Origin of the sequence: Clostridium lapidicellarium (assembly GCF_041224415.1) — a bacterium.
Taxonomy (GTDB): Bacteria; Bacillota; Clostridia; order Clostridiales; family Clostridiaceae; genus Clostridium_B; species Clostridium_B lapidicellarium.
Genome location: NZ_JBGFFE010000005.1, coordinates 73,042 through 99,105, shown reverse-complemented (window position 1 = coordinate 99,105; position 26,064 = coordinate 73,042). Strand labels below are relative to the sequence as shown.

The window sequence follows — 26,064 nt, the reverse complement described above, 5'->3', positions numbered from 1 at the left end:
GCCCTTTTTTAGAAAGGATGTGATTTATATATGAGTATCTTCAGCGGCCTTTTCCGGTCACGGGATAAACCAGAACACCGGCCTAAGGATTCAACGAACGGCAGCGGCTACCGCTATTACTTCGGAAACAGTTCTTCCGGCAAAGCGGTGACGGAGCGCTCCGCCATGCAGATTTCAGCAGTATACGCCTGCGTCCGCGTCCTTTCGGAAGCCATTGCGAGCCTTCCGCTGCACCTTTACCGCTATACAGACAAAAACAGCAAGGAAAAGGCTGTCGACCACCCACTGTATCCGCTGCTTCATGACGAACCAAACCCGGAAATGACTTCGTTCATCTTCCGGGAAACGCTTATGACGCACCTTCTGCTTTGGGGCAACGCTTACGCACAGATCATAAGAAACGGACGCGGCGAGGTCACGGCACTTTATCCTCTCATGGCAAACCGGATGCGCGTCGACCGGGACGAAAATGGACATCTGTACTACGAGTATCAGATGAGCACATCCGATGCTCCGACGATGAAGGCAGGAACCGTACGGCTTATGCCAAATGATGTGCTGCATATCCCAGGCCTCGGCTTTGACGGTCTGGTCGGCTATTCGCCGATCGCGATGGCGAAGAATTCCATCGGCATGGCAATGGCGACCGAGGAATACGGCGCGGCTTTCTTTAAGAACGGTGCAAATCCATCCGGCATTCTGTCAATGCCGGGCGTCGTGAAAGACCCGGAGAAAATAAGGAACTCATGGGAGGCCGGATTCGGCGGGAGTTCCAATTCCAACAAGGTCGCCATTTTGGAAGAAGGCATGACCTATACGCCGATTTCCATCAGTCCGGAGCAGGCGCAGTTCCTTGAAACGCGCAAGTTCCAGCTGGACGAAATTGCGAGGATTTTCCGCATCCCGCCACACATGATCGGCGACCTCGAACACGCGACCTTCTCGAACATTGAGCAGCAAAGCTTGGAATTTGTCACTTATACGCTGGAGCCGTGGCTTGTGCGCTGGGAACAATCCATGCAGCGCTCGCTCCTCTCTCCGGAGGAAAAGAAAAGCTACTTCATCCGCTTTAATGTAGACGGGCTCCTGCGGGGAGACTATCAGAGCCGCATGAACGGTTATTCGACCGGCATTCAGAACGGAATTTTTTCCGTGAACGATGTGCGGGAACTTGAGAACATGGATCTCCTTTCCGACGAGGAAGGCGGCAATATCCACGTCCTGAACGGAAACGTGGTAAAACTTGCGGATGCCGGGTCCGCATACAATCAAAATTCAAACAAGGAGGATACCGATGGGAAAGACAAACAAGTTCTGGAGATGGGCAAGAAATAAGCTGCCCGATCCAGCAAATCCCGGACAGGAAACGGAAGAACGGATGTTGTTCCTTGACGGGACAATCGCAGAAGAGAGCTGGTTTGACGACGACGTCACTCCGGCTCTTTTTAGATCGGAATTGGAAAGCAGCTCCGGCGACATCACGGTATGGCTGAACTCTCCGGGCGGTGACTGTTTTGCGGCAGCACAGATTTACAACATGCTCCGCGACTACAAGGGCAAGGTCACAATTAAGATTGACGGTCTTGCGGCTTCCGCGGCAAGCGTCATTGCGATGGCGGGCGACGAAGTTTTGATGTCTCCAGTTTCAATGCTCATGATTCACAATCCGAGCACAGTCGCAATGGGCAATGCCGGTGAGATGCAGAAGACAATCGAAATGTTGGACGAGGTGAAAAACTCCATCGTCAACGCCTACCAGACAAAGACCGGCCTTTCGAGGAATAAACTCAGTAAGCTCATGGATGAAGAGACCTGGATGAATGCTGGGAAAGCAGTCGAGCTGCATTTTGCGGACGGTGTGATTGAGAGGAGCTCCCTCTATGGTAGAAAACCGGAAACAGAGCCTGACGAAACACCTGCTGAGGATGAACCGGACGAAAGAAGCACATCAGAAAAGGAATCCGATGAGGTTGAGCCGAAATCCATGCTCTTCTCCCGTTACAGAGCTGCGGCAGCCATGAACAAGAAGCTCTGCGACTACTGCAGGGAACATTCCGAAAAACCGCCTGATAACGAAAAGCAGGCAAAAGTTTACAACACAGGCAGATCGGTCGAAGACCTCGAAAAGCGTCTCGACCTCATGAAACAGTTCATTTAATAGGAGGACAACATCATGAATGTACAGGAATTAATTAATAAGAGAGCCAAGGCGTGGGAAACGGCAAAGGCATTTCTCGAATCCCACCGCAGCAGCGGCGGCATCCTTTCTGAGGAAGACGGAGCCGCCTACGACAAGATGGAAAAGGAAATCACCGGCCTCACAAAGGAAATCGACAGGCTGAACCGCCAAAAGTCTATCGAGGAACAGATGAGCCAGCCGGTCAATATTCCCCTTACCGGGAAGCCAGGTGCCGGAACAGAGAATAAGCCGGAGAAACACGGCAGAGCATCTGACGCCTACGCGAAAGCAATGCTCACAGCCATGCGCAGCGGCTTCCATCAGGTGTCGGACATTCTGCAGGAAGGCACTGACGCGAACGGCGGTTACCTCGTTCCGGAAGAATGGGACTCCCGCCTTATCGACAAACTCACAGAAGAAAACATCTTCCGCAGCTTTGCAACGACCATCACTACGTCCGGCGAGCACAAGATCAACATTGCGGGAACGAAACCCGCAGCGGCATGGATTGAGGAAGGCGAAGCGTTGACTTTCGGAGATGCGACGTTCGACCAGATCGTCCTTGATGCACACAAGCTCCACGTGGCCATCAAGGTAACCGAGGAACTGCTTTACGACAACGCCTTCAATCTGGAAAACTACATCATTGACCAGTTCGGCAAGGCGCTCGGCAATGCCGAAGAGGACGCTTTCCTGAACGGCAGCGGAACCGGAAAGCCGACCGGCATCTTTGCGGACAAGGGCGGCGGTGTAACGGCTGTAACCTTAAGTGGTACAAAGCTCGCGACGGATGATATTCTCACCCTGATTTATGCCTTGAAGCGCCCGTACCGCAAGAACGCCTGCTTTATTCTGAATGACTCCACCCTCGCGGCAATCCGCAAACTCAAGGACAACAACCAGGCCTACATCTGGCAGCCGTCCTATCAGGCTGGCGAACCGGACAGGCTTTGCGGCTACGCTGTGCGCACTTCCGCTTATGCGCCTGCTCTTGAAGCCGGAAAAGCCGCGATCGCCTTCGGTGATTTCAGCTACTACAACATCGGTGACAGAGGAACCAGAAGTTTTCAGGAACTCCGCGAGCTCTTTGCCGGTAACGGAATGATCGGCTATGTGGCGAAGGAACGTGTCGACGGCAAGCTTGTGCTGCCGGAAGCTGTCCAGATCCTGAAAGCTGGAGCAAGTGCCTGAATCAACTGATTCAAAAGTAGAACAGAGGCGGTGACACATCATGCTGATTACACTGGATGAAGCAAAGCTTTATCTGCATATTGACTCTACAGATGAGGATTCCGTGATAACGGGATTTATAGAAACAGCAGAGAAGCTGTGTATGGACATTGCACGTGTAGACGAAGCAGAACTTCTTGCTTCAAAAGAAACCGCGCGGATTGCGGAACTTTACGCGGTGGCCTATCTATACGAAAACCGGGAGAACGCGGATTTTGGAGGACTGACTTCCATGCTCCGCACTCTCCTTTTTGGTATCCGCAAAGACGCGTTTTAGGAGTGTCTGCCATGAGATATAAAATGCATATCAGCGAGCTGCGGACCATAATCCGCATTCAGAGAAAAGTTGTCACCGGTACAGGTATTCATCAGACAACAAGCTGGATTGACCTTGGCAACACGCTTTCCAGCGATCCGCCCCGCTATCTGCGGTGCAAATGGTATCCTTTGGGCGGCTCCGAAGCATGGATTGCCCAGTCTGTCCAGGTGATTGACGCGGCGAATGTCGTCATGCGGTATAATCCGCTGATCACCGCTTTCTGCAGGCTGATCCGCGGCAGTATTGTTTACACAATCATCGACCCGATGGACCCGGACCAGCACCGCGAATGGACAGTTTTTAAAGTCAAGGCTTCTCTGAACGGTTAATTTCTTTTGAGCGGTCGTCCATACAGGCGGCCGCTTTTCATATGTAAATGTACAAGGAGGCATATCTCATGAAGGAATTCTGGAATTTCATACAATTTGTGTTTGCCGCCATCGGCGGGTGGCTCGGCTATTTTCTCGGCGGCTGCGACGGCCTGCTTTATGCGCTGCTCCTCTTCGTCATCTGCGACTACATCACCGGCGTCCTGTGTGCAGTTTCGGACAAAAAACTTTCATCCGAGGTCGGTTTCAGGGGAATCTGCCGGAAGGTGCTGATTTTTCTGCTGGTCGGAATCGGAAACGTAATTGACGTGCAGGTTCTCGGCCAGCCGGGCGTGCTCCGGACGGCAATCATCTTCTTCTATCTCTCAAACGAAGGGCTGTCTCTGACAGAGAATGCGGCACACCTGGGACTTCCGATACCGGAAAAGCTCAAGACTGTGCTGGAACAGCTCCATGACCGTGATGAAAAGGAGGACAAGTAACATGACTGGAATCAAAGGAATCGACATATCGGTATGGCGGTTCTTTATTGATTCCAACAAGTCGAAAAGCAAATTTCAGTAAGATAACATATTGTGCATCCACCCCGCCTGCGAGTGTTCCCTCATCGGAATACCCGCAGGCTTTTTTTATTTTCTTTCGCTCAAGTCGTTCCTCCATCTCCAGTGAAAAGTGGAGGTGGATAACCGATGGCAGAAGAAGCAAAAACGAATCATACCGGATTCTTTACACAGAAAAAGCTGCAGGGTGATTTTGATTACTACCGCGCCCAGAAAATTGCAGAAATCATGCTTACAAACGATCTGATTTCTCAAGCTGAATTCAACAAATTAACGGACATCAACCGCAGAACTTTCTCTCCTCTGTACGTGGAAATCATGCCGGAAATTGCTTGATAGTTCCGGCAATCAGAGTGATAAATAGACGTACCAGAAGGAGGTGAGTGTATGAAAAAGGTCACAAAAATTGGGGAAAACAAAAAGGTCAATTATAATGGCAGGAAACTTCGCGCAGCTGCTTACTGCCGTGTTTCGACCGATTCTAATGAACAGGCAGAAAGCCTGAAGGCCCAGAAGGAGCACTATGAAAGTTACATCAAGTCGCGCGATGACTGGAAGTTCGCCGGGCTTTATTACGATGAAGGCATCACGGGAACCAAAAAAGAGAAGCGTCCTCAGCTGCGGAAAATGATGGCCGACTGCAAAGCTGGAAAGATTGATTTCATCGTAACCAAATCCATCAGCCGTTTCTCCCGGAATACGGCCGACTGTCTGGAACTGACACGAAAGCTTCTCACGCTGAATATTCCCGTTTACTTTGAAAAGGAAGACATCAACACCGGGGCAATGGAAAGCGAACTGTTCCTTTCCATCCTCTCCAGTATGGCTCAAAACGAATCTGTTTCCATTTCGCAGAATGACAAATGGTCGGTTCAGAAACGATTTGAAAGCGGGACCTTCAAAATCAGTTACCCGCCCTACGGCTATGACTGGGACGGAGAAAAGATGGTTATCAATCCCGCTCAGGCCCAAGTTGTAAAACAGATTTTTTCTGAAACGCTGTCTGGAAAAAGCAGCCCTGCCATTGCGAAGGAACTCAATGCCGGGCATATTCCCAGCAGGAGAAGCGGACATTGGACCAGTACGACTGTCCGCGACATATTGGCCAATGAAAAATACACTGGCGACTGCCTGTTTCAAAAGACTTATACCGATTCCCAGTTTAACCGGCATCACAATCGCGGTGAGAAAAACCGGTATTTATTGCAGAACCATCATGAAGCAATCATCAGCCATGAAGATTTCAACATGGCGGCGGCACTCATTCGTGAACGCGCCGCTGAAAAAGGTGTAGAGAAGGGAAGCCGCAAATATCAGAATCGGTATCCATTTTCCGGGAAGATCATCTGTGGAGAATGCGGCAGCACCTTCAAGAGAAGAATCCACACCTGCAGCGATTTCAAATATGCTGCATGGTGCTGCAAAACGCACATTGAGGACAAGAGCAAGTGCTCGATGAAATTCATCAGAGAAGATACGATTCAGCTTGCCTTTGTCACCATGATAAACAAGCTGGTCTTTGCGCACCGTTTCATTCTGAAGCCCTATGTTGATACCATCAAAAGCTCATCTGCCGACGATGCGGTTCGCCGCGTCCAGAAAATTCAGACGCTCTTGCTGCAGAATGCCGAACAGCGTGAAACGCTACAGAAACTCATGGCACAAGGATACCTCGATAAAATCCTTTACAGCAAAGAAAAGAATGAACTCCTGATGCAGGCCAATGACCTCCGGGCGGAAGCTGATTCCCTGAATAACCGAAAAAGTGAAGGCATCCACACGGTTACAGAAGCGACCGCCCTTCTCCATTTTACGGAAAAAGGCGTCATGCTGGATGATTTTGACGGGGTGCTTTTTGAAAAATTCGTTAACCGCATTCTTGTAAAATCTAGAAATGAACTCTGCTTTGAGATGAAATGCGGTCTGACGCTGACAGAAAGGATTTGAGGCCATGGGACATACACCATTCGGATACCGGATTGAAAACGGAATTGCCGTCGTTGACAAAGAGAATGCCCAGAAAATACGAAAGCTTTACGCCAGTTATCTTTCCGGACTTTCCCTTGCCGGGGCCGCCAAAGAAGCCGGTATTGAAATGTACCACTGCTCTGCAAAACGCATCCTGAGAAACCGGCATTACCTCGGCGATGACTTCTATCCGGCCATTATCGATGCAGATACATTCCGGAAAGCAGAGGAAGAGTTGGAAAGCCGTGCTGAGAAGCTCGGCCGGAAGAACAGGAGAAAGGAAACAGTTCCACAGGCACCGCCGACGAGGTTTTCCGTAAAACCTGCAGAAAAGCATTTTAACGACCCGGTTCTGCAGGCGGAATACCTCTATGGGCGGATTGAAAGCGAGGCAGATTCATGGGAAAAGTCATGCTCATTCCTGCAAAAAGGCAGGTCGGGAACAATGAGAGAAATGAAGAAAATCCAAGGCTGAAAGTTGCAGCCTACTGCCGGGTTAGTACGGACAGTGATGAACAGGCGACAAGCTACGACGCACAGGTCAAACACTACACGGAATACATTCAGAAGAATCCGGAATGGGAGTTCGCAGGCATCTACGCCGACGACGGCATCTCCGGCACGAACACCAAGAAGCGGAATGAATTCAACCGGATGATTGACGACTGCATGGCTGGAAACATCGATATGATTATCACAAAATCCATCAGCCGGTTTGCCCGAAACACGCTGGACTGCCTGAAATACATCCGGCAGCTCAAGGACAAGAACATCCCGGTCTACTTTGAAAAGGAATCCATCAATACATTGGATGCAAAAGGTGAAGTCTTGCTGACAATCATGGCCAGCCTTGCCCAGCAGGAAAGTCAGAGCCTTTCGCAAAACGTAAAGCTCGGCCTGCAGTACCGCTACCAGCAGGGAAAAGTGCAGGTCAATCACAACCGATTTCTCGGTTATACCAAAGACGAGAACGGCCATCTCATCATTGACCCGGAACAGGCAGAGATTGTAAAGAGAATTTACCGCGAATACCTCGAAGGCTCCAGCATGGACAAGATTGCTATCGGGCTTGAGGCAGATGGCATCCTCACCGGAGCCGGAAATACGAAATGGCACACCAGTACCATCAACAAAATTCTCCGCAACGAAAAGTACATGGGCGATGCCCTGCTTCAAAAGACTTATACGGTCGACTTCCTTACCAAGAAGCGAATCAAGAATAACGGCACGGTTCCGCAATACTACGTGGAAGCCGACCATGAAGCCATTATCCCGAAGGACATCTTCATGCAGGTGCAGGAAGAACTGGTCCGCCGCCGTGTGGTGTATGTCAGCCCTTCCGGCAGAAAAAGGAATTTCTCCTGCAGCCACCCGTTCGCGCAGATGATCTACTGCGGGGAATGTGGGGAGCTTTACCGTCGAATTCACTGGTACAACCGGGGCAAAAAGTCGATTGTCTGGCGCTGCATCAGCCGGTTGGAGTCCACTTCGTCAAAAGAACCCTGCCGTAACCGCACGGTGAACGAAACCGTATTACAGAACGTTTCCATAAAAGCAATCAATCGGGTCCTTGAAGATAAAGACCACTTCACAAACGCCCTGCAGCAAAATATCGCCGCTGCCGTACGGCAAACAGATACCCTTTCGCCAGAGGGGATTCAGAAACGGCTGGAAGAACTGCAAATAGAGCTCATCAAAAAAGCAAACAATCAGGACGATTACAAGGCCATCACAGATGAGATTTTTCGGCTCCGCGCACAGAAACAGCAATCCGAATCCGAAAACACGCTGCAGGATGAAACCTTAAGCCGCATCCGCGAGTTGCAGAAATTCATCGCCGCTCAGCCGACTGAACTTACTGAATTTGATGAGACTCTGGTCAAACGGCTGATTCAGAAAATCACTGTCTACGAGGACAAATTCACCGTGGAATTTAAGTCCGGTGTAAGCGTCGATATAAACAAATAAGAGTAAGTTGTCTTGATAGGCAATTTACCTTACAGGTTGAACAGCTTTTTCATCTCTTTTTCAAGCGTTCCGTTCTTTGCATAATCCAGCGTGTCGCATAGCTTAATATTGTGCTTATCGATATGGATCTCATCACTGAATCCAAGAATGTACCTTAGGCAAATCCGGTAGATGATTTCTGTCGGTGCACAACCATATACCTGTTTTGCAAAGATATGATTCAATCTTTCCGCATTATCAGGATACAAAACTTTCATACGGTTGCTTTGGTATAGGCGGGTAACAATCTCTGTGATATACATACCCGATTTCATATAAAGGTCAGCAAATGTATTGTTCGGATCATCGAAGCACCCGGGATTCTCCTGCTCCAGGCGATCAACCATGTTCTTGACCACACGTTTTGGCGTGAAAATTTGGTTTGTTTTCTGTGGCGGAATATAATCAAAGATGTCACCTTTGCTGGTCTCATTAAAGTAATCGGCCAGTTTGGCGCGTTTCTTCATAAATTCCAGAACTGCATCATTAAAGACAACTTCATCAAACAGATGGCCGTCAAAATGTTTCTTGTGTTCCTCGTCTCGAATTTTGTTTCCATTTTCATCCTTTTGATAGTAGTCGCCGCCATCACGCAGCAAGCGGAACTGCTCCAGCGTAACGCCTTCTCCGCTCTGCGGATTAACCGTTACTTCCCAAAATACATCAGCTGGTACGAGTGAATCGAAATTTGCCAGTGCCGTATTTTCATCACCATAGGCCATAAGAAATGCAGGTATGGTGCGGGAAAAGCCACGCAGGTGATCCCTCACGCTGCCTTCAATAGAATCTTTCTTATTATTAAGTTTTTCCGTCTCTACTGTTTTGACGATGGTTTCCGCTGCCTTCTTGACGGTTTCATTACTGTGGAGCTTTTGGTATATGCTGTTTACCATGCTATTATATTCTTTAATGCTTCGTTTCTTATATTCTTCATCAAGCTTTGAGATTTCCGACATGGGAGCGCCTGATTTTTGTGCATCGGCGATTTTGTCTTTACGTTCTTTGACAAGCTGGTGATTGCGGATAGCGTAATCACCGTATTCATGGTTGACTACAGTGTCCGTGGTATCCTGAATTTTCCGCTCCATCTGATTCTGTGTAGATTTTTTCAGGTCATGGCCATACTGCGTTTTTGCTGAGTCTATAAGCGTATTGGCTATAGGCTTGGAAAATTTTTCGCGAAGTTCCTTCAGTTCATCCTTCTTTGGATCCTTTGTCATCTCAACCTGTTTGGTGATGTCCTCAACTGCAGCTGCCAGCTTTTGATCGACATCCCCATATACTTTGTCTCCGAAAAGCTCGCTTGCCGTGCCGATAACCTGTTCCTTCGGGACTTCCACGTTACCTTTTTCATTAAGATTTAGCTTATCAGCTGTCCCTTCGTCAACCTCGACAGGCGCCAGCGTTTTGGGTTCCTCAATTGCCTGCATGCCATTGATAAGATCGATGATCTCTTTCGGCGCCCCAAAAATGCCGGAAATGTTGGCGAAAAGGAAGTTCGACATGAAACCGCGCTCTACGACTTCCTTGGCATGGATGTGCCGCGGAATGGTGAGAACAGACTCGGCATCCAGTTCTATCATAGATCCCTGGTCATCCTCGCCATAAACAGGGAAAAAATTTAGAAGCTCACGGACATGCTTCTTACGCTGGTCGAAGTCTCCTTTGTCGCCCGCTGTTTCAGGAATCAGGTCATTGGCGAACTTTTCAAATATCGTCAGTGTACGCGCCGGATCAAAGTCAAAGACATAAGCGTTCTGTTTTCTGTAAGAGTTGCCCTGTGCATCATGAAACAGGCACGGATTTTGAGCGCGGAAAGCGGCCTGCATGTACAGTGCCGGGCTTGCCATGTTCGAAAGCATCAGCACAGCCGTCCACTCCGGGATCGTGACGCCGGTCGTCAGCTGGCCAACAGACAGAGTAATGGTCTTATCGTATTCTTTGATGGCCTTTGTGACACGGTCGAATGCCTTCTCGTTTTCATCATCGTCGTCCAGCTTGCCGTCGCCTGCTGCAAGAATAATGTGATAATCCTTAAACACAGGATGAAGCTCCAGTTTCTTTGCCAAAGCCTTAGCACTTGCTACGCGATTCAGCAGCCAGAACGTATGTTTTAGCTCGTTTCGCAGCTCCGGGGTAGAAAACGGGAACTTCTCCTGACGTGTTAGTGCATCAAGGAACTTGTCCACATCCGCGTCATGTATGAACTTTCCGGATTCGTTCGTCTTGAAGAACTCATTCAAGTCGAAAGCATATTCTTCAACATCATTGTCTGCAAGCACAACACCCTGTTTTACCTTGTCGCGGATGATATCCGACATCTGGTATGTAAACAGACTAAGCCGTGGAAGGTTTTCATACGGGTTCTCAATTTCGCTGGAATCATTCCAATCACGCTTTTTCTTTTGTTCGTCCGCATACGTCCAGTTGAAAATCGCATCTTCCGCAAATTTGTCATTTGCCAATGCCTTAAACGGCGTACCAGAAAGATGCAACGTCCATTTACGCTTAATATGATTAAAAGCGGTATCTGTCTTGTAGGTATCGACACCTTCATGCGCCTCATCTACAATCATAATATCCCAGTTTAAGCCTTTGTCTGCGCTTACTTCTGACAACTTATCATACTGCCCTCCGAAATAGAGGGAACCTTTCAGATCCTGCAGGCTCACAAATTCGATGCAGCCTTTGGCATGGCTATTTCCATCCAGCACTTTGTCAAGATACTCCTGACGGCTCATCACATATTTTTTGTCTTTAATGCCGTCCACGTTGCTGACAAACAGATAGCCGGACTGCGGGCCGAAAAACGTCTCATAGTCCGAATACCATGAATTTGCAATTGCCGGGCGGTTCGTCACAATAAGAATATTCGTCGCATCAAGCCTTTTGCACAGGTCATAAGCCGAAAGCGTCTTGCCAAAACGTGGCTTTGCATTCCATAAAAATTCACCATTGCTGTGAGATTTGAAATAATCAAGTGCTATCTCAACCGCTTTGTTCTGCTCATCGCGGAGCTTATACGGAATGACCGCGTCCGCGTCATCATCGGAAACAACACCGTGATTCTGGGTAAAATCAACAAAATCACCCTTTGCGGTATTGGGCGCAATGCAGAACCACTCCGTGCCTTCCTCACGATCGACGCTAAGCTTCTTCAAATAGGCATGAAAGTCTTTATCTGTAAAGGTTCCGAATGGTTCCGTCATATATGCGGCGCGCAGATGCCACCATGTTTTATGCGGCACGCCGACGGTATGCGTCTGCTCTTTGATGCGGGTTTCCACATCCCGCTCCGTAAAGCCGATTTTTGTCCAGCCGTCGTGCGCAGGCACTCCCGGCGTGGTATACGCATAGCATTGGGGAACGACTGGATAAGCTGTTTGGATTTTGATGCCCGCCATCACGCCATCTCCTTTACATGCGATTCAATAAAGGCTATCTCCTTTTCATCAAGCCCATACTTGCGGTACAGCTGTAAATCAATTTCATGAATGGATTTTGACCAGTCGATATCGGAATTTGAAGTGTAATCTTGGAGTGGTATCAACTTCCAAACGCCACTATCATTGTCTTGGGTGACTTTAAGTACACCTAACAGAACGCGCGCAAATTTGCTTTTTACATACTGTAACAAGGCATTAGCTTCTAACTCAGTATGAAATGAGCCAATTCCAATAAATGACTGTGTATAGCCGATTAACGGCTCGCCGATTAACGGCGTAGATAATACTTCACCAAGTGCACCTGAACCGTTTGCTCTTGGCACAAGCACTTTCCATAGCTTTAGATTCTCATGGGACATATCCACGTATTTGCGGGAAATGTATTTCCATGTTCGCTTATTCTTCAAAATACCAAGTATTCTTAAATCATCTTCATCTTTTTTCTCGTCAGTGAATAGTGCAACTTTTTCAAAAATATTATTTCTGAAACGGCGGTCCTTTCCTTTTGAACCGAGAATGCTTTTATACTCGGGATAATCTGCATAGAGCGCGTCTAGGTCGAATTTTACTTGGGTATAAATCATGGATGCAATACTTTTATTTTCGTTTACTGCTCTTGCTTTTTTAACAATCTCATTCAGTTCCGGAAATGCAGTAAATATTCCGATGGATTCAAAAGTCTTAAAATTGTCATGGTATGTTATTGCAACGCCTCCCTTAATATCCGTATTAGGGAATACCGCAGTACTGTTTGGCTCATATTGAAGAACTTTAAAATGTTCGTCATTAAGCATTTTCTCATTCCAGACTTTAGGTGTACTGCCAGCATTGAAAAGGAAACGTGCCGGATGAATCAGTTCCACTTTATCAGCTATTTTATAAACCGCATCCATAAACTGGTTATATACAGGCTTCGCATAATTTCCATTTTCTCCTGAATTCTCAAAGTCCTCATTATATGGTGGATTTCCAATTACAAAATCGAAAAGTTTATGTTCCATGACTTTCATCTCCTTTAGTTTGTTGAAAAGAATGGAATTATCTCTTCTCCAGTTGTATATTTTGCACGGTATAGCTTCAGGTTCATTATCTGCCATATCTGTCATTTCAGAATACATATCGAAAAGCGTTAGCTGCTGGAATTCCTCGTACGGTTTTCCGAGCGGGATAGTGTCTTTCAGGCCGTCCATCTGCCAGACGTTCCATACAATTTTATTCGCCACTGTCTGAAGCAGCTTCTCGTCGGGTTCCTTGTCCCACCGTTCCTGATAGTAGTCGATAAATGTTAGGAGCAAATTGATTCTCGCTATCAGAAGACTGTCACCCTGATACTCGTACCCGTAGGACGCCTCGAACGCCCGGATTGCCCATTTGACCCACTCGTCATAGTTTTCGGCATTTTCATTCACGACCCGAAGTTTCCGGTCGAGCTGCCCAATCCGGCGCTTTGGCGGGACGATAAGCTGCCCTGTTGACACATCGTAGCGGGATACAAGATAAGGCGCTTCTCCGCAGGTGATTTCCAGCCGCCGTGAATCCACATAATGTTTCCAAGTCTTTCTTTTTGGAAACTCGATCGGTTCTTCAGCAACCGTCCATGTGTGGTCGTCGTTTTCTGCATTGAATACATATTTCCTGCCAAACCACTCTTTATCGCAATCATTGTTCATCAAGTTACACAGCCACGCTGGGGTGAAAACCTCGGCTTTTTTTCGTGTACGTTCCTGCTGTGCCTCCTGCGTCTTCTGGATTCTCGGCTTGATGATGTCCGCATTCTGTAGAAGGAGGCTGCGGCTTATATGGTCCTTATAGGTGAAGCCACGTCCAAGTTTCTCATAGGTATCGGTTGCCCAGATAATATTTTTCTTTGTTGATTTATCCTTAAGAAGCAAATCCAAAAGAGAGGCCACCGGACCGCTCTGAATGTCTATAAGTTTTTCCACAAACGGATTTTCCCTCCTTTAAGCCTGTTCATTATCTTCCGTATTGCTTTCTTCTGATGCGCCGCCGGATCTGATCCATTTGTCAATTTCGGACAATTTGAATTTCCAAAGCCTGCCGACCTTATAGGCAGGCATATTACGCTTATTGATCCATTGCAGGATGCTTTCGCGTCCAACTCCGGCAAGGTTGTTGCTGATTTCCAGCCGCCCATCATCCAGATAATGAATGAGACGCGGCCACTGTTCCACAAGATAGTGCAGTGCCTGGCCGAGGGCGGACTTCGGCGCCGCGTTTCTCGTCTTTACCCATGCCAGGATGGCGTCCAGAATCGGTTTTGCCTGACTCTGCCGCTGCTTTTTCCGCTCCTCTGGCGACAGTTCCGCGATCCTGTTTTCTATTTCAAAAAGCCTGCTGCAGTACAGCAGCCCGATTCCAGCGGAAGATGTTTTCTGCTGGGACTTTGGCAAAGCTTTTACTGCCTTGTCAAATTTCCGCCGCGCATGAGCCCAGCAGCCGACCAGCGTAACATTTTCCAGCTTTCCGTAGGCCTGGTAACCGTCCGTATGCAGATATCCGCGGAAACCCTTCAAAAACGAAATTGGATTATCTGCTTTTCGATCCGGCTGGTATTGATTCAGCCGGAAGCATCTCCATCGGAATGCCACCTCTTGTGGCTCGTTCTCCACTGTCAGCAGTCTAGCTGATTTATCATCAGTAATAGATTTTACTGCAGATGAGGGAGCTTTCTCATTTTTCTTTCTTGACCTATAAATAAATACTGCGCAGATAATCATAGCTGCTACAATACATATTCCGGCTACTACGTACTCCACAGCTGAGCCCTCCCCTTTTTACTATTCCAAAAAAGAAATGATAAATTTCGCGACTGCATTTCCTGACATCTATCCTCGACACGCAGCATCAAAAAACATCTAATCCACTGCCTCAAAGGCTAACATCTAATCTGGCAACTCAACTATGTGACAGAATTCTGGAACAGCTTCAGAAGCGCTCCGTAGATAAGTTTCCACAAAGCAACTTGCTCCAGTCAGCAGAATTAGTCATCAACCCCGTAAGCGCCCTGAAATCAAAGGCTTTTCAGCCGTTACTTTTTTACCCTTGACATCAATACGCACGTCTCAACGTGGGCGGTGTGCGGGAACATATCCATCAGTTTTACCTTGTCTAATTTATATCCGGAACCAATAAATGAGTTCAGGTCATTTACAAGAGATTTTGGGTTGCAGGATATGTAAACTATCTGTGAAGCATTGAAAGCTGTAATCTGTTTGATTGCTTTGGGATTGATTCCAGGCCTTGGGGGATCGAGTACTATTATGTCAGGTTTGTCCTCCAGGGTTTTTATTACGTTAAGCACATCTCCCGCTATAAAACTACAATTTTCTATATTGTTCAATACTGCATTTTCCCTGGCAGATTTCACAGCTTCCTTTACCAGTTCTACGCCTATCACTTTTTTTGCATGGGAAGACAGTATTTGTGCTATGGTTCCAGTGCCGCAGTAAAGGTCGAAAATTGTCTTTGATGAAGAATCCCCTATGAAATTTTTTATTATATCGTATAATTTTTCAGTACCACGGGAATTGGTCTGAAAAAAGGATTGCGGGTAGATTTTAAATTTCAATCCCAAAATTTTTTCAATTATAAAACCGTTTCCATATAGTATTTCAATAGAGTCGTTTTTTACTGTATCTGACAGACTGTCATTTATAGTGTGAAGTATACCCTTTAATTTGCCGCTGTAATTTAAATCCTTTAATATTTCAGTTATTTCAGTGAAATCGAAATCAATTTGCGAAGTAGTTACAATGTTTATCAGTATTTCCCCCGTATTTTTTCCTTTTCTGATTACCAGATTTCTCAGGAATCCTCTATGGCTTCGAACCCTGTAGTAGGACAGCTTTTTTTCCCTGAAATAGAGTACAGTTTTATTTAAGATGAGATTGAAATCCTCATCGACTATTTTACATCTGTCAGCATTCACAATCCCGAATGCCTTTCCTTTCATGTGCATTCCCAGGGTAAGAGGTCCACCCTTTTGTTCATCTCCAAAGGTAAATTCCATTTTATTTCTGTATTGAAATTTATCAGGGCTTTTTTCTATACCCAGGAATTTAAAATTTTTAATAGATGATTGCTGGAAAAGATCCAAAACCTGCCGCATTTTTAATTTGACCTGCATATCATAGGGTATAAACTGAAAATTACATCCGCCGCAGAGGTTGAAGTGGGGGCAGGCCGGATCTATTGCATAATTTACATTTTCAATTATTTCAATTATTTTAGCTTCTGCATATCCATTTCTTTTTTTCGTAATCTGACCTTTTATTTTCTGACCAGGTACTGAGTTTTTTATATATACTTTCAATCCATCCCTTTGTGCAATTCCCATTGCTGGGAATTGTGATTCCTCTATGGAAAATTCATATTGATTTCCCTTTTTCAATTTCCAATCTGCTCCTTTTTTGATGCTTTAGTAAATTTTTCACCTAAAGTCTTTCTGAATTTGCAGCTTCTCATTATAACAGGATACAGTACTAATACAATTAGGAACAATATTATATACATACCCTTCATATCTGCTATATAATATCCGAACAGAAGCCTTAAAATAAGGTCAAATAAATAAAGTAGGGCCAATGAAATTACAGCTGGTACAGCCGTATCTATAACTGAGAGTTTTAGATTCTGCGGTATCAGACTCTTTTTCTTATTTGAGTTTTTATCTGAATTGGTATTTTCTTTGACGTCTGAAGGTTTGATTTTGGCAGTGTCCTTTTCAAAATTATTTATCTTAGTGTCATCGGTTTTGTCTTTATTGTCCTCTTTCATGGTATCTTTAGCTTCAGGCTTTTTATCTTCTTTTTCCTCTTTCTTAGATTCTTCTAGTTTTTTCTTCTCCTCCATATTTTTACTTTTCAGTTCTTCCAAAAACTGCTTTTTTGCTTTTTCATCTACTGAAAATTTATTATCATCCTTGTTTTCTCCCATGGAATGTATGCCTCCTTCTTCTTTTTAGCTTTTACATGACAAATATATTATGCTACACTATGGCATCTATGTAAATAGCTATAAAAGATCTTTTATTATTGTTTACATATTGTTTTACAATTTTACCGTTTAGTTTTATAATTTTAGTATTAAATAATGTTGTATTCAGTTTATCAGTTTAGAGGATATTTAATTATGGATAAATCAAATGTGTTATTTTTAAATTTTTTGGATGTAATATTTTTTATAGTATGTGTAACTTTCAAAATATTAGTATATGGAAAACATCTGGAAACAGGACATATGAAATTTGTTTCACTTTTCATTCCAACTATTGCCTCGGTGATGATTATAGTTTCTATATCATTGTTTTTCAATACAGGGGCTCGTTCCAGAATGCTCTATATATTTAACATTGTAATAAGCTCCTTTATAGTAAGTGATATTATTTATTTTAGATATTTTAAGGATATAATATCTCTTCCTGTACTTGCAAATGGATTCCAGCTAGGAGCTGTAAAATCAAGTGTATCCAGCCTGATGAATATAAAGGATTTTCTGTATTTTTTTGACATTGCATTTATTGTGCCCTTTATAAATAGGTACGTCAGGCAGTACGGAAGTAATGTTTTTCCAGATTATAAGCTGCCGGTGGTTATGCTTCTTCTTTTATTTGGAGTTGTTTTGGACTTTAAAAGCTTTTATGGGCTTTCAAGGGAACAGCCCAGGCTATTGAGTACGATGTACAATAAAGTCTACATAACTAGAAAATTGGGTGTATTGAATTATCACTGTCTTGACATATATAATTCAGTTTCAGCAAATATAACGAAATTGGTACCTGATTCCGAAAAAAAGATAGATGAGATAAATACATTTATTGATAATAATAAATCGGATGGAAAAAGTTTAAAGGGTTCTGCAGAGGGTAAAAATCTTATAATGATACAGGTGGAAGCCCTCCAGGAATTTGTAATGGGAGCTTCTGTAAATGGACAGGAAATAACTCCAAATTTGAACAGGTGGGCCAGAAGATCTGAATATTTCAATAATTTTTATTATCAGGTGGCGGCAGGAGGTACTTCTGATGCGGAGTTCATGACCAATAATTCACTTTATCCGGCTTCTGCGGGGTCGGCATATTTCTTGTATTCGGGTAATAGATTTCATGCTATGCCTGAAAATTTCAAAAAAAAGGGATACAGCACGGCAGCCTTTCATGCCTTTAGGGAAAATTTTTGGAATAGAAATATAATGTATAAGAAATTTGGATTTGATACCTTCTACGGCGAGAAGAGTTACAGGGGAAATGAGATAATAGGTATGGGTCTCAGTGACAGATCTTTTTTGAACCAGTCACTAATAAAATTGGACAGCATGAAGTCTCCCTATTACGCTTTCCTGATAACACTTACCAGTCATTTTCCGTATGATCAGGTGAACAAATATGGAAATTTCGATGTGGGAAGCTTGAATGGCACTTTCCTTGGAAACTACTTAAAGGCAATACACTATACGGACCAACAGCTGGGTATGTTTCTGGATTCTCTGGATGAAAGGGGAACGCTTAAAAATTCAGTTGTAGTACTTTACGGAGATCACTATGCAGTACCTAAGGATAGGGGAAATCAGCTGCTTAAATTCTTAAACATAAATTCTACCTCCGATGTAAACTGGGAAAAACTTCAGAAGGTACCTCTTCTGGTACATTTTCCCGATGAATCGGTAAAAGGTGTAAACAATACTTATGGAGGAGAAATGGATGTATACCCCACGGTTTGCAATTTATTTAATCTGCCTGAAAAAGATATGCTTGGCAAAGATCTTTTTAACCCCATAAATCAAAGGGTGATATTCAGGAATGGTTCCTTTATAGACAAAAATTACTATTATTCTTCTGGGGATAATGTATACTATAGTATGAAGACGGGGAAAAAAGCAGCTGAAAATGACAGGCTTAGGAAAGAGAAGGAAAATGTGCTGGATCAGCTTGGATATTCTGATTATATATTAAAGCACAATGTAATGGATAAATTGAAAAAATAGAAAATCTAAGGTGCTTGGAATGAAGAGATTAAAAAATATTCAAAATAAAATATATCCCGTACTCACAATAGTAGTAGTTGTAGTTATATGGCAGTTGGTGGTGGGATTCCAGTATATACAGCCATATATTCTTCCTTCTCCGCTTGATATTGTAAAAACCCTTATTTCGGATTTTGGGAATATAATGAAAGATACGGAGGTTACCCTTTATGAGTCCTTTATAGGGTTTTTTATATCCATAGTATTTTCATTTGTATTGGCTATAATAATGGATAGCTTCAATATAGTTAAAAAATCATTATATCCTATTCTGCTTATATCTCAGACTATTCCGACTATAGCCATAGCACCGCTTTTCATAATATGGTTCGGATTTGGAGTACTTCCCAAGATAATAGTTGTGATAATGGTGTGTTTTTTCCCCATAGTTGTAAACCTTGTGGATGGCCTGGAAAAGATAGACCCGGATTACATAAATTTATTTCATAACATGAAAGCCTCCAGGCTTCAGATATTTTACCATCTCAAACTTCCCTATGCCATGGTGAATTTCTTTTCAGGCTTGAAGATTGCTGCAACTTACATGATAATGGCTGCAATTATAGGTGAGTGGCTGGGGGGAGACAGTGGAATAGGCGTGTATATGGTAAGAGCCAAAAACGCCTACCAGCTTGATAAAGTATTTGCTTCAATCATAGTTATTGTTGTGATAAGTATCGCAATAATTTATATTATAGATTTCATAGGTAAAAAAGTAATACATTGGAGATAAGAGGGGAAAATAATGAAAAAAAGAAAATTTATATTTTTGATATTGGCTGTTTTTGTAAGTGTGGTTGTTCTGTCGGGGTGTGGAACAGATAATAAGAATAAAACATCAAATTCTTTGGAAAAGACTACTGTGATATTGGATTGGACTCCAAATACAAATCATACTGGACTGTATGTGGCCTTGAACAAGGGATATTATAAGAATGAAGGGCTGGATGTTAAGATAGTTCAACCGTCTGCCGGAAGTGTTACCAATCTCATAGCTGCCGGGAAGGGTGATTTTGGAGTGAGCTATCAGGAAGATGTTACCTATGCACTTACAGGCGATAAACCGCTTCCTGTGAAGGCTATTGCTGCAATAATACAGCACAATACTTCCGGATTTGCCGCGCCAAAGAGCAAAAATATAAAAACTCCGAAGGATTTTGAAGGAAAAGTGTATGGAGGATGGGGGTCGCCTTCTGAAGAGGCGGTGCTTAAAGCTGTGATGGAAAAGAGCGGCGGTGATTTTAAGAAAGTCAAAATAGTAAACATTGGAAGCGATGATTTTTTTGCGGCTACGAAAAAAAACGTGGACTTTGCTTGGATATTTGAAGGCTGGACCGGCATACAGGCTAAATTGAAGGGAGAACAGCTTGATTACATACCTGTCAGAAATTTGGATCCGTCCCTGGACTACTACACACCTATTCTTATAAGCAGTGATAGAATTATAGATAAAAATCCAGAAAAAGTGAAGAAATTTTTAGCGGCTACTGCCAAGGGCTATGAATATTCCATAAAACATCCTGAGGAAAGCGCAGGAATACTTTTGAAGTATGCTCCGGAGATAGACAAGAATCTGGCTGTTGAAAGTCAAAAGTACATGGCGAAACAGTATGTGGCAGATGCTCCCAGATGGGGAGTTATGAAATCTCAGGTATGGCAGCGTTATGCCAAATTTTTGAAAGATAAGGGCCTGATAAAAAAGGAGTTAAATACAAGTGATGCATTTACAAACGAATTCCTTCCCAAATAATACAGGCGATACTATGATTGAGCTTGAGAATGTGTGTAAAAAATTTGGCCAAAGGACAGTACTTCAGAATGTAAGTTTGTATTTGAACAGGGGGGAATTTGTCTCTATACTCGGTCCGAGCGGCTGCGGCAAGAGTACTCTTTTTAATATAATAACGGGGTTTGTAAAAGAGGACGGCGGCAGTGTCTTTGTAAAAGATGACATAGGTTATATGCAGCAGAAAGATCTTCTCCTGCCCTGGAAAACGGTAATTTCAAATGTGGTATTGCCCCTTGATATAAGAAAGGTGAATAGGAATAAATCTAGGAAAATTGCCGAAAAGTATATTGATATGTTTGGACTGGGCGGTTATGAAGATAAATATCCCTATGAACTTTCAGGCGGTATGAGGCAGAGAGCCAGCTTTTTAAGAACATTTCTTTCTTCAAAGGAGATAATGCTTCTGGATGAGCCCTTTGGTGCACTTGATTCCATAACAAGGGGAAAAATGCAGAGGTGGATTTTGAATATGAAGAGAAAGCTTGGCAGAAGCGTACTTTTTGTAACCCACGACGTTGAGGAGGCCATTGTTCTTTCGGACAGGATATATGTACTTTCCTCAAAACCCAGTAAAGTCAAGAAAGAGATTGCAGTGGATTTCAACAGGGACGACAAGGAAAACAGGTTGTTTTCACAGGAACTTTTAAGTATGAAACAGGATATACTGAAATTGCTTTAAATAAAATTAGTTAAAGCCAGGTGCTACAGAGGCAGGATCTGGCCTTTGATTTTATTCTGTTTTATCTGCATGCAGGTTGAGACCCAGTGCGGGTTGGGACAGTTCAAGTCCTGTAATTTCACCATTGTTGTCCGTGTCAAATTTAAGGTTCACATCTGCAATCCTGAGGAAAAATTTAACTTGGGACTGGGGATATAGCTGATATTTTTCACCTTGGTTGTTCTGCTCGTAAAAGATGGATTTCCCGTCGGTGGTTATGGATACATTTCCAGGGCTATTTTGCAGCTTGTAACTGCCAATATATTTATCTAAATTTTTAACATTCAGGTTGACTACATGTTTTGCCGCTGGAAGTTCGTAATTTTCTCCCAGAATTATGCCGGCCAGGGTGTCATTTAGAGGATTTATGTTGTAATAACCTACATTTGTGAGAATGATTATAGTCAGATTTTTGTCGGGATATCTGGCTATATTGCTGGTGAATCCAACTGTATTTCCGCCGTGATATATTTTTCTCCCGTATTTTCCATTTGAAAGCATCCATCCGTATCCGTAGTAAGGTCCTGAAGATGTCATTGCCATGTGATCTGAAAATATATTGTCCAATGTAGACTTTTTAACAAGTTTTTCCGTATAAAGAGCCCTGTCCCATTTGTATAGATCTTCTGTGCTTGAGTACAGGCATCCTGCACCGTAGGTCCCCTTAAGTGTTGCTTCATCGTTTACAGAATACACGTCCAGGTAACCTCCGTAGCCTGTTGAAGAATACATTTTTTCACTGCCGTTATAGCTTAGTCCTGTATTTTTCATATCCAGAGGCTGGAAGATATTTTTTTGAAGGTAGTCTTCGTAACTCATTTTACTTACTTTTGTAATTATATATCCCAGAAGTATATATCCTGAATTGCTGTAGCTGAAATTGCTTCCCGGTTTAAATTCCAGAGGCTTATTTTTAAATATATCCATTACTTTGTTTATATCTCCCAAAGAGTATTGATTCATGCTCCAGAATTCAGGGAGATTGGTGCAATTTACAATTCCTGAACTGTGTGTGAGAAGGTTTCCTATTGTTATGGTATCTCCTCTTGGAAAATCGGGGATGTATTTTGAAATGGGATCACCTGTGTTTATCAGACCTTTTTCGACCAGCTGCATTATGGCCATTGCCGTAAATTGTTTGGTCATGGAACCTATGGGAAAGGTGGTGTTTTGGGTATTTTGAATATTTTGCTGAAAATCTGATTTACCATAACCCTTGTCTAAGAGTATCTTTCCATTCCGGGCCGCGAGTACGCTGCCGTGAAAATTATCCGTATTTTGAAGTGCACTTAAATAGGCGTCCAATTTTTGCGAAATGTAGGAACTTTCTTGATTTATCTGTACTTTTTCGGGGGTTGTTATTTTAATGCTTTTTGTACTGTTGTCCCAGTTTATGGTCTTACCGAATATTCTGCTGAAAAACTCCAGAGGTACAAATACAAAATTAGTTTTTATGATTGGAGCTGTTGACAGGATAATATTGTTGTTGTTCACAGATATTTTCTTATTGCTGTTTTTGAGATTTATGGTGTAGGTTGGAGTGATGAATTCAGCGGTGTTTGTGCCTACCTTTAAGTTTCCATTTAATTTCCCGGAAAATACATTTAGGGAAACCATGACTGTTGAATTTGAGTCCTGATAAGGTTGTACATATTTTGATGGAATGTTTTTCCCGTCAATGCTTACGGTGAATTCAGTGTCATTTGATACCGCCTGGGTGGTACTGGCTTTTACATCTGCTGTAGTTCCGCCTAGACATACCAGAAAAATTGATATAAGTACGGAGGAAAATACTTTTTTAAACATTTGCCCCATCTCCTTTTATAGTAAGATACTATAATCATATCACAAAAATATGCAGTATTGCTAAATTTAGTGAATATGTCGGCGGTGATTTTGAAAATAATAAGGCTGGCAGAATTATGTTTTAACTGTAAAGCAATATCTGCCAGTACATTGGAGAATTAATGTGATCTATCTTTTAATATGTTAAATTCAAATCGTTGAGCATTTGAAAATCCTTATTTACTGCTTGCCCCTCTGTAGTTAGATAATCACCTATGAGCATGCCGTTTATACCGGCAATGAATCCCAGAGGCTGCAGGCTCTTTAGGTTTTTCTCCCTTCCTCCGGCAAATCTCAAATTCTTGTCAGGGAATATGAATCTCATTATTGCAAAAGTCTTTATTATCTCGATAGGGGCAAGAGGTTTTGCATTCTCGAGTCTTGTACCTTTAACTGGGTTCAGCACATTCAAAGGCACTGCGTCCACATCCAGTTCCTTTAGTAGGAATGCATGTTCTATACGCTGGTTCATGGTCTCCCCCATGCCCATGATCATGCCTGAACATACTTCCATGCCGGCCTTTTTCGCATATCGTATTGTATCAATTCTTTCGTCATATCCGTGAGTTGAAACTATATTGGGATAAAAACTTCTTGCTGTTTCCAGGTTGTGGTTATAACGTTCAACACCTGCATCTGCCAGCTGTTGTGCCGCATCCATGGTGAGGGTTCCGAGACAGGCGCATAATTTCAAATTTGTATTTGCCTTCATTCTTCTAAAAGCATTCAATATTATTTTAAAATTTTTTTCATTTCCGGTATAACCTAAACCGCTTGTGCAGATATCACAGTGCTTTGCACCTGCTTTTTCACGTTTTATTGCTGTTTCCACTATTTTATCCTCGTCTATAAGTGGATAACATTTTACATTGGTGTGGTGGTGGGCGGATTGAGAACAAAATGCACAGTCTTCAGGGCAGCCGCCTGATTTTGCATTTATAACCGAGCACAGGTCCACCTTGCTTCCGTTGAACTTTTCCCTTATCTTGTTGGCAAAGCTGCACAGCAGAAATACGTCACTTTCACTGCATTTCCCCAAATCTTCTGCTTCTTTTCTTGTTATGTTTCCCCCATTTAAAATCCTCTGTCCTATGTCCAATATTTTGTCCCATAATTCATCCATAAAAATATCTCCTTCTACAGTTTATTGTAAACCCAATTTTATATAAAGGTTAACAAATTAATTATAACAATATACATGTGTAAATTCAAGATATTTTTTGTATTGACAAATATGATTGATAATACTATTATACTAAATTGTAAACCATATTTTGAAATATGGTTGACAAATGAATAAAGGCAGGTGGTTCTATGAAAACAAGGGACATGGTTTTGATATCAATATTTGCAGCACTTACTGCTATAGGTGCTTTTATAAGAATACCAATACCTTTTGTGCCTTTCACACTGCAGTGGCTGTTTTGTGCACTGAGTGGAATTGTTCTGGGTGCCAGGCTGGGGGCGCTTTCTCAAATACTGTATGTGAGTATGGGGCTTATAGGAATCCCTATTTTCACGGAAGGAGGGGGTCTATCTTACATATTTAAGCCTACATTTGGCTATCTTATAGGCTTCATAGTGGCTTCTTATGTAATCGGTAAATTATATTCCAAAATTCAAAAAAACAGTTTTGTAAAATCTCTTCTGTGTGTTTTAAGTGGTCTGTTCTTTGTTTATCTATTTGGCGTACTGCATCTGTATTTGATTTACAATTTATATCTGGGGGACAGGAAAACCATGGGATGGGCTGTATTTTACGGCTTTATCATCTGTGTGGGAGGTGATTTGCTTATAAGTGTATCCGTTGCATTTTTATCTTTGAAGCTGAAAGTTTTGAAGGCAGTTCGCAGTTGAATATTGAGTTCGTAGAAAAGGAGGTTATTAAAATGACAAAAGCTGTTTATGTAGTGGGGACTGATACGGAAATTGGAAAGACACTGGTTACGGGAGCACTGATCTACATTTTACGTAAAAATGGCTGCAGTGCGGTTTATTTTAAGGCCGCATTGAGTGGAGTTGAATCCATAGACGGGAAAGTTATTCCTGGAGATACGGATTTTGTCTCTTCAATTGCCGGTATTGAGGAAGAATACGAAGATCTGACGCCTTATATTTATAAAACGGCAGTTTCTCCCTATTTGGCTTCCCAAATTGAAAACAATCCAGTCGACATAGAGGTTGTTAGGGATAAATTCAGTAATTTAAGTAAAAAGTATGATTATATAATTTGTGAAGGAAGCGGAGGCGTGACATGCCCAATTGCAGATGTAAATAATCGGGTATATACTTTGGACAACCTAATAAGTGATATGGGCATGGATGTTATTTTAGTTGCCAGGGCAGGACTTGGAACTATAAATCACACTCTTTTAACCGTTGATTATCTTAGAAATAGAGATATTTCCATAAGTGGGATTGTAGTTAACGGATATAGAGACAGCATGCTCTGTGACGACAATATAAAAATGATCAAAAAAATGACCGGTATCCCTGTACTTGGGGTTATGCCTTTTGTGGATAAAAAATCGGACAGTTTTATGGAAGATGTTAAGAAAGAATCTGAAAAGGTATTTGAACCAAAAAAAATAATAGAATGCATGAAGGAAATATAAATTTTATATGGTGGTGAA

At 43.1% G+C, this 26,064-nt stretch carries 23 protein-coding genes; 16 read left to right on the top strand and 7 right to left on the bottom strand.

Annotated elements, in window-relative coordinates; genetic code table 11:
- Positions 1–30: 30 nt before the first annotated feature.
- The 10 genes from AB8S09_RS05645 to AB8S09_RS05600 all read left to right on the top strand — a co-directional run bounded on the left by AB8S09_RS05645 (position 31) and on the right by AB8S09_RS05600 (position 8,553).
- Positions 31–1,335 (top strand): phage portal protein, encoded by a 1,305-nt coding sequence (locus tag AB8S09_RS05645; RefSeq protein WP_369868645.1) that lies wholly within the window; start codon positions 31–33, stop codon positions 1,333–1,335.
- Positions 1,295–2,158 (top strand): head maturation protease, ClpP-related, encoded by an 864-nt coding sequence (locus tag AB8S09_RS05640; RefSeq protein WP_369868644.1) that lies wholly within the window; start codon positions 1,295–1,297, stop codon positions 2,156–2,158. Before AB8S09_RS05645 ends, AB8S09_RS05640 begins: the two co-directional genes overlap by 41 nt.
- A 15-nt stretch (positions 2,159–2,173) precedes the next feature.
- Positions 2,174–3,370 carry a phage major capsid protein gene (locus AB8S09_RS05635; RefSeq protein ID WP_369868643.1) on the top strand — a complete coding sequence of 399 codons (1,197 nt, stop codon included), beginning with the start codon at positions 2,174–2,176 and terminating at the stop codon, positions 3,368–3,370.
- Positions 3,371–3,410: 40 nt separating this feature from the next.
- Complete coding sequence (locus AB8S09_RS05630) at positions 3,411–3,686, top strand: head-tail connector protein (protein WP_086036623.1); 276 nt, start codon at positions 3,411–3,413, stop codon at positions 3,684–3,686.
- 11 nt (positions 3,687–3,697) lie between these two features.
- Complete coding sequence (locus AB8S09_RS05625) at positions 3,698–4,057, top strand: head-tail adaptor protein (RefSeq protein ID WP_369868642.1); 360 nt, start codon at positions 3,698–3,700, stop codon at positions 4,055–4,057.
- A 68-nt stretch (positions 4,058–4,125) separates the two neighbouring features.
- A complete protein-coding gene (locus AB8S09_RS05620; RefSeq protein ID WP_086036625.1) occupies positions 4,126–4,539 on the top strand; it encodes a phage holin family protein in 414 nt (137 codons plus the stop codon).
- Positions 4,540–4,746: 207 nt separating this feature from the next.
- The gene (locus AB8S09_RS05615) at positions 4,747–4,953 is read left to right on the top strand and encodes an SHOCT domain-containing protein (RefSeq protein ID WP_086036626.1); all 207 of its coding nucleotides are present in this window, start codon (positions 4,747–4,749) and stop codon (positions 4,951–4,953) included.
- 51 nt (positions 4,954–5,004) lie between these two features.
- Entirely contained in the window at positions 5,005–6,564 is a 1,560-nt protein-coding gene (locus AB8S09_RS05610) for a recombinase family protein (protein ID WP_369868641.1), read from the top strand.
- Positions 6,565–6,568: 4 nt separating this feature from the next.
- The gene (locus AB8S09_RS05605; RefSeq protein ID WP_330672378.1) at positions 6,569–7,060 is read left to right on the top strand and encodes a hypothetical protein; all 492 of its coding nucleotides are present in this window, start codon (positions 6,569–6,571) and stop codon (positions 7,058–7,060) included.
- Complete coding sequence (locus tag AB8S09_RS05600) at positions 6,985–8,553, top strand: recombinase family protein (protein WP_369868640.1); 1,569 nt, start codon at positions 6,985–6,987, stop codon at positions 8,551–8,553. Before AB8S09_RS05605 ends, AB8S09_RS05600 begins: the two co-directional genes overlap by 76 nt.
- 29 nt (positions 8,554–8,582) lie before the next feature.
- On the opposite strand, the gene AB8S09_RS05595 is transcribed toward AB8S09_RS05600, so the two are convergent.
- The 5 genes from AB8S09_RS05595 to AB8S09_RS05575 form a co-directional block, all read right to left on the bottom strand.
- Entirely contained in the window at positions 8,583–11,996 is a 3,414-nt protein-coding gene (locus AB8S09_RS05595) for a DEAD/DEAH box helicase family protein (protein WP_369868639.1), read from the bottom strand.
- Positions 11,996–13,981 (bottom strand): Eco57I restriction-modification methylase domain-containing protein, encoded by a 1,986-nt coding sequence (locus tag AB8S09_RS05590; protein WP_369868638.1) that lies wholly within the window; start codon positions 13,979–13,981, stop codon positions 11,996–11,998. Before AB8S09_RS05590 ends, AB8S09_RS05595 begins: the two co-directional genes overlap by 1 nt.
- 18 nt (positions 13,982–13,999) lie before the next feature.
- Positions 14,000–14,815, bottom strand: coding sequence for an IS66 family transposase (locus tag AB8S09_RS05585; protein WP_369868637.1), 816 nt, complete (start codon positions 14,813–14,815; stop codon positions 14,000–14,002).
- 272 nt (positions 14,816–15,087) lie between these two features.
- Complete coding sequence (gene rlmD / locus AB8S09_RS05580; protein ID WP_369868636.1) at positions 15,088–16,449, bottom strand: 23S rRNA (uracil(1939)-C(5))-methyltransferase RlmD; 1,362 nt, start codon at positions 16,447–16,449, stop codon at positions 15,088–15,090.
- Complete coding sequence (locus AB8S09_RS05575; protein ID WP_369868635.1) at positions 16,446–16,994, bottom strand: RDD family protein; 549 nt, start codon at positions 16,992–16,994, stop codon at positions 16,446–16,448. Before AB8S09_RS05575 ends, rlmD begins: the two co-directional genes overlap by 4 nt.
- A gap of 195 nt (positions 16,995–17,189) precedes the next feature.
- Between AB8S09_RS05575 and AB8S09_RS05570 the strand changes: the two genes are divergently transcribed.
- Genes AB8S09_RS05570 through AB8S09_RS05555 form a run of 4 tightly spaced genes read left to right on the top strand, consistent with a single transcriptional unit; the run spans position 17,190 to position 21,547 of the window.
- Positions 17,190–19,040 (top strand): LTA synthase family protein, encoded by a 1,851-nt coding sequence (locus AB8S09_RS05570; RefSeq protein ID WP_369868634.1) that lies wholly within the window; start codon positions 17,190–17,192, stop codon positions 19,038–19,040.
- Positions 19,041–19,059: 19 nt separating this feature from the next.
- A complete protein-coding gene (locus AB8S09_RS05565) occupies positions 19,060–19,812 on the top strand; it encodes an ABC transporter permease (RefSeq protein WP_294181871.1) in 753 nt (250 codons plus the stop codon).
- A 12-nt stretch (positions 19,813–19,824) separates the two neighbouring features.
- Positions 19,825–20,829: an ABC transporter substrate-binding protein gene (locus tag AB8S09_RS05560; RefSeq protein ID WP_294181872.1), complete on the top strand. Its 1,005-nt coding sequence runs from the start codon at positions 19,825–19,827 to the stop codon at positions 20,827–20,829.
- Complete coding sequence (locus tag AB8S09_RS05555) at positions 20,798–21,547, top strand: ABC transporter ATP-binding protein (protein ID WP_294182022.1); 750 nt, start codon at positions 20,798–20,800, stop codon at positions 21,545–21,547. Before AB8S09_RS05560 ends, AB8S09_RS05555 begins: the two co-directional genes overlap by 32 nt.
- Positions 21,548–21,598: 51 nt before the next feature.
- Here AB8S09_RS05555 and AB8S09_RS05550 read toward each other — a convergent pair whose 3' ends face one another.
- Together AB8S09_RS05550 and bioB are read right to left on the bottom strand one after the other, a co-directional pair.
- Entirely contained in the window at positions 21,599–23,392 is a 1,794-nt protein-coding gene (locus AB8S09_RS05550; protein WP_369868633.1) for a serine hydrolase, read from the bottom strand.
- A 175-nt stretch (positions 23,393–23,567) separates the two neighbouring features.
- Positions 23,568–24,554, bottom strand: a complete 987-nt coding sequence (bioB, locus tag AB8S09_RS05545) for a biotin synthase BioB (protein WP_294181875.1) — start codon at positions 24,552–24,554, stop codon at positions 23,568–23,570.
- Between the two features lie 191 nt (positions 24,555–24,745).
- Between bioB and AB8S09_RS05540 the strand changes: the two genes are divergently transcribed.
- The gene (locus AB8S09_RS05540; RefSeq protein WP_294181876.1) at positions 24,746–25,288 is read left to right on the top strand and encodes a biotin transporter BioY; all 543 of its coding nucleotides are present in this window, start codon (positions 24,746–24,748) and stop codon (positions 25,286–25,288) included.
- A gap of 32 nt (positions 25,289–25,320) precedes the next feature.
- Entirely contained in the window at positions 25,321–26,046 is a 726-nt protein-coding gene (bioD, locus tag AB8S09_RS05535; RefSeq protein ID WP_369868632.1) for a dethiobiotin synthase, read from the top strand.
- Positions 26,047–26,064: the final 18 nt, after the last annotated feature.

What these genes read in the sequence shown, in the direction of transcription:
- AB8S09_RS05645 (WP_369868645.1), top strand. Translation starts at nt 31, where the DNA reads ATGAGTATCTTCAGCGGCCTTTTCCGGTCACGGGATAAACCAGAACAC.
- AB8S09_RS05640 (WP_369868644.1), top strand. Translation starts at nt 1,295, where the DNA reads ATGGGAAAGACAAACAAGTTCTGGAGATGGGCAAGAAATAAGCTGCCC.
- AB8S09_RS05635 (WP_369868643.1), top strand. Translation starts at nt 2,174, where the DNA reads ATGAATGTACAGGAATTAATTAATAAGAGAGCCAAGGCGTGGGAAACG.
- AB8S09_RS05630 (WP_086036623.1), top strand. Translation starts at nt 3,411, where the DNA reads ATGCTGATTACACTGGATGAAGCAAAGCTTTATCTGCATATTGACTCT.
- AB8S09_RS05625 (WP_369868642.1), top strand. Translation starts at nt 3,698, where the DNA reads ATGAGATATAAAATGCATATCAGCGAGCTGCGGACCATAATCCGCATT.
- AB8S09_RS05620 (WP_086036625.1), top strand. Translation starts at nt 4,126, where the DNA reads ATGAAGGAATTCTGGAATTTCATACAATTTGTGTTTGCCGCCATCGGC.
- AB8S09_RS05615 (WP_086036626.1), top strand. Translation starts at nt 4,747, where the DNA reads ATGGCAGAAGAAGCAAAAACGAATCATACCGGATTCTTTACACAGAAA.
- AB8S09_RS05610 (WP_369868641.1), top strand. Translation starts at nt 5,005, where the DNA reads ATGAAAAAGGTCACAAAAATTGGGGAAAACAAAAAGGTCAATTATAAT.
- AB8S09_RS05605 (WP_330672378.1), top strand. Translation starts at nt 6,569, where the DNA reads ATGGGACATACACCATTCGGATACCGGATTGAAAACGGAATTGCCGTC.
- AB8S09_RS05600 (WP_369868640.1), top strand. Translation starts at nt 6,985, where the DNA reads ATGGGAAAAGTCATGCTCATTCCTGCAAAAAGGCAGGTCGGGAACAAT.
- AB8S09_RS05595 (WP_369868639.1), bottom strand. Translation starts at nt 11,996, where the DNA reads ATGGCGGGCATCAAAATCCAAACAGCTTATCCAGTCGTTCCCCAATGC.
- AB8S09_RS05575 (WP_369868635.1), bottom strand. Translation starts at nt 16,994, where the DNA reads ATGGGAGAAAACAAGGATGATAATAAATTTTCAGTAGATGAAAAAGCA.
- AB8S09_RS05570 (WP_369868634.1), top strand. Translation starts at nt 17,190, where the DNA reads ATGGATAAATCAAATGTGTTATTTTTAAATTTTTTGGATGTAATATTT.
- AB8S09_RS05565 (WP_294181871.1), top strand. Translation starts at nt 19,060, where the DNA reads ATGAAGAGATTAAAAAATATTCAAAATAAAATATATCCCGTACTCACA.
- AB8S09_RS05560 (WP_294181872.1), top strand. Translation starts at nt 19,825, where the DNA reads ATGAAAAAAAGAAAATTTATATTTTTGATATTGGCTGTTTTTGTAAGT.
- AB8S09_RS05555 (WP_294182022.1), top strand. Translation starts at nt 20,798, where the DNA reads ATGCATTTACAAACGAATTCCTTCCCAAATAATACAGGCGATACTATG.
- AB8S09_RS05550 (WP_369868633.1), bottom strand. Translation starts at nt 23,392, where the DNA reads ATGTTTAAAAAAGTATTTTCCTCCGTACTTATATCAATTTTTCTGGTA.
- bioB (WP_294181875.1), bottom strand. Translation starts at nt 24,554, where the DNA reads ATGGATGAATTATGGGACAAAATATTGGACATAGGACAGAGGATTTTA.
- AB8S09_RS05540 (WP_294181876.1), top strand. Translation starts at nt 24,746, where the DNA reads ATGAAAACAAGGGACATGGTTTTGATATCAATATTTGCAGCACTTACT.
- bioD (WP_369868632.1), top strand. Translation starts at nt 25,321, where the DNA reads ATGACAAAAGCTGTTTATGTAGTGGGGACTGATACGGAAATTGGAAAG.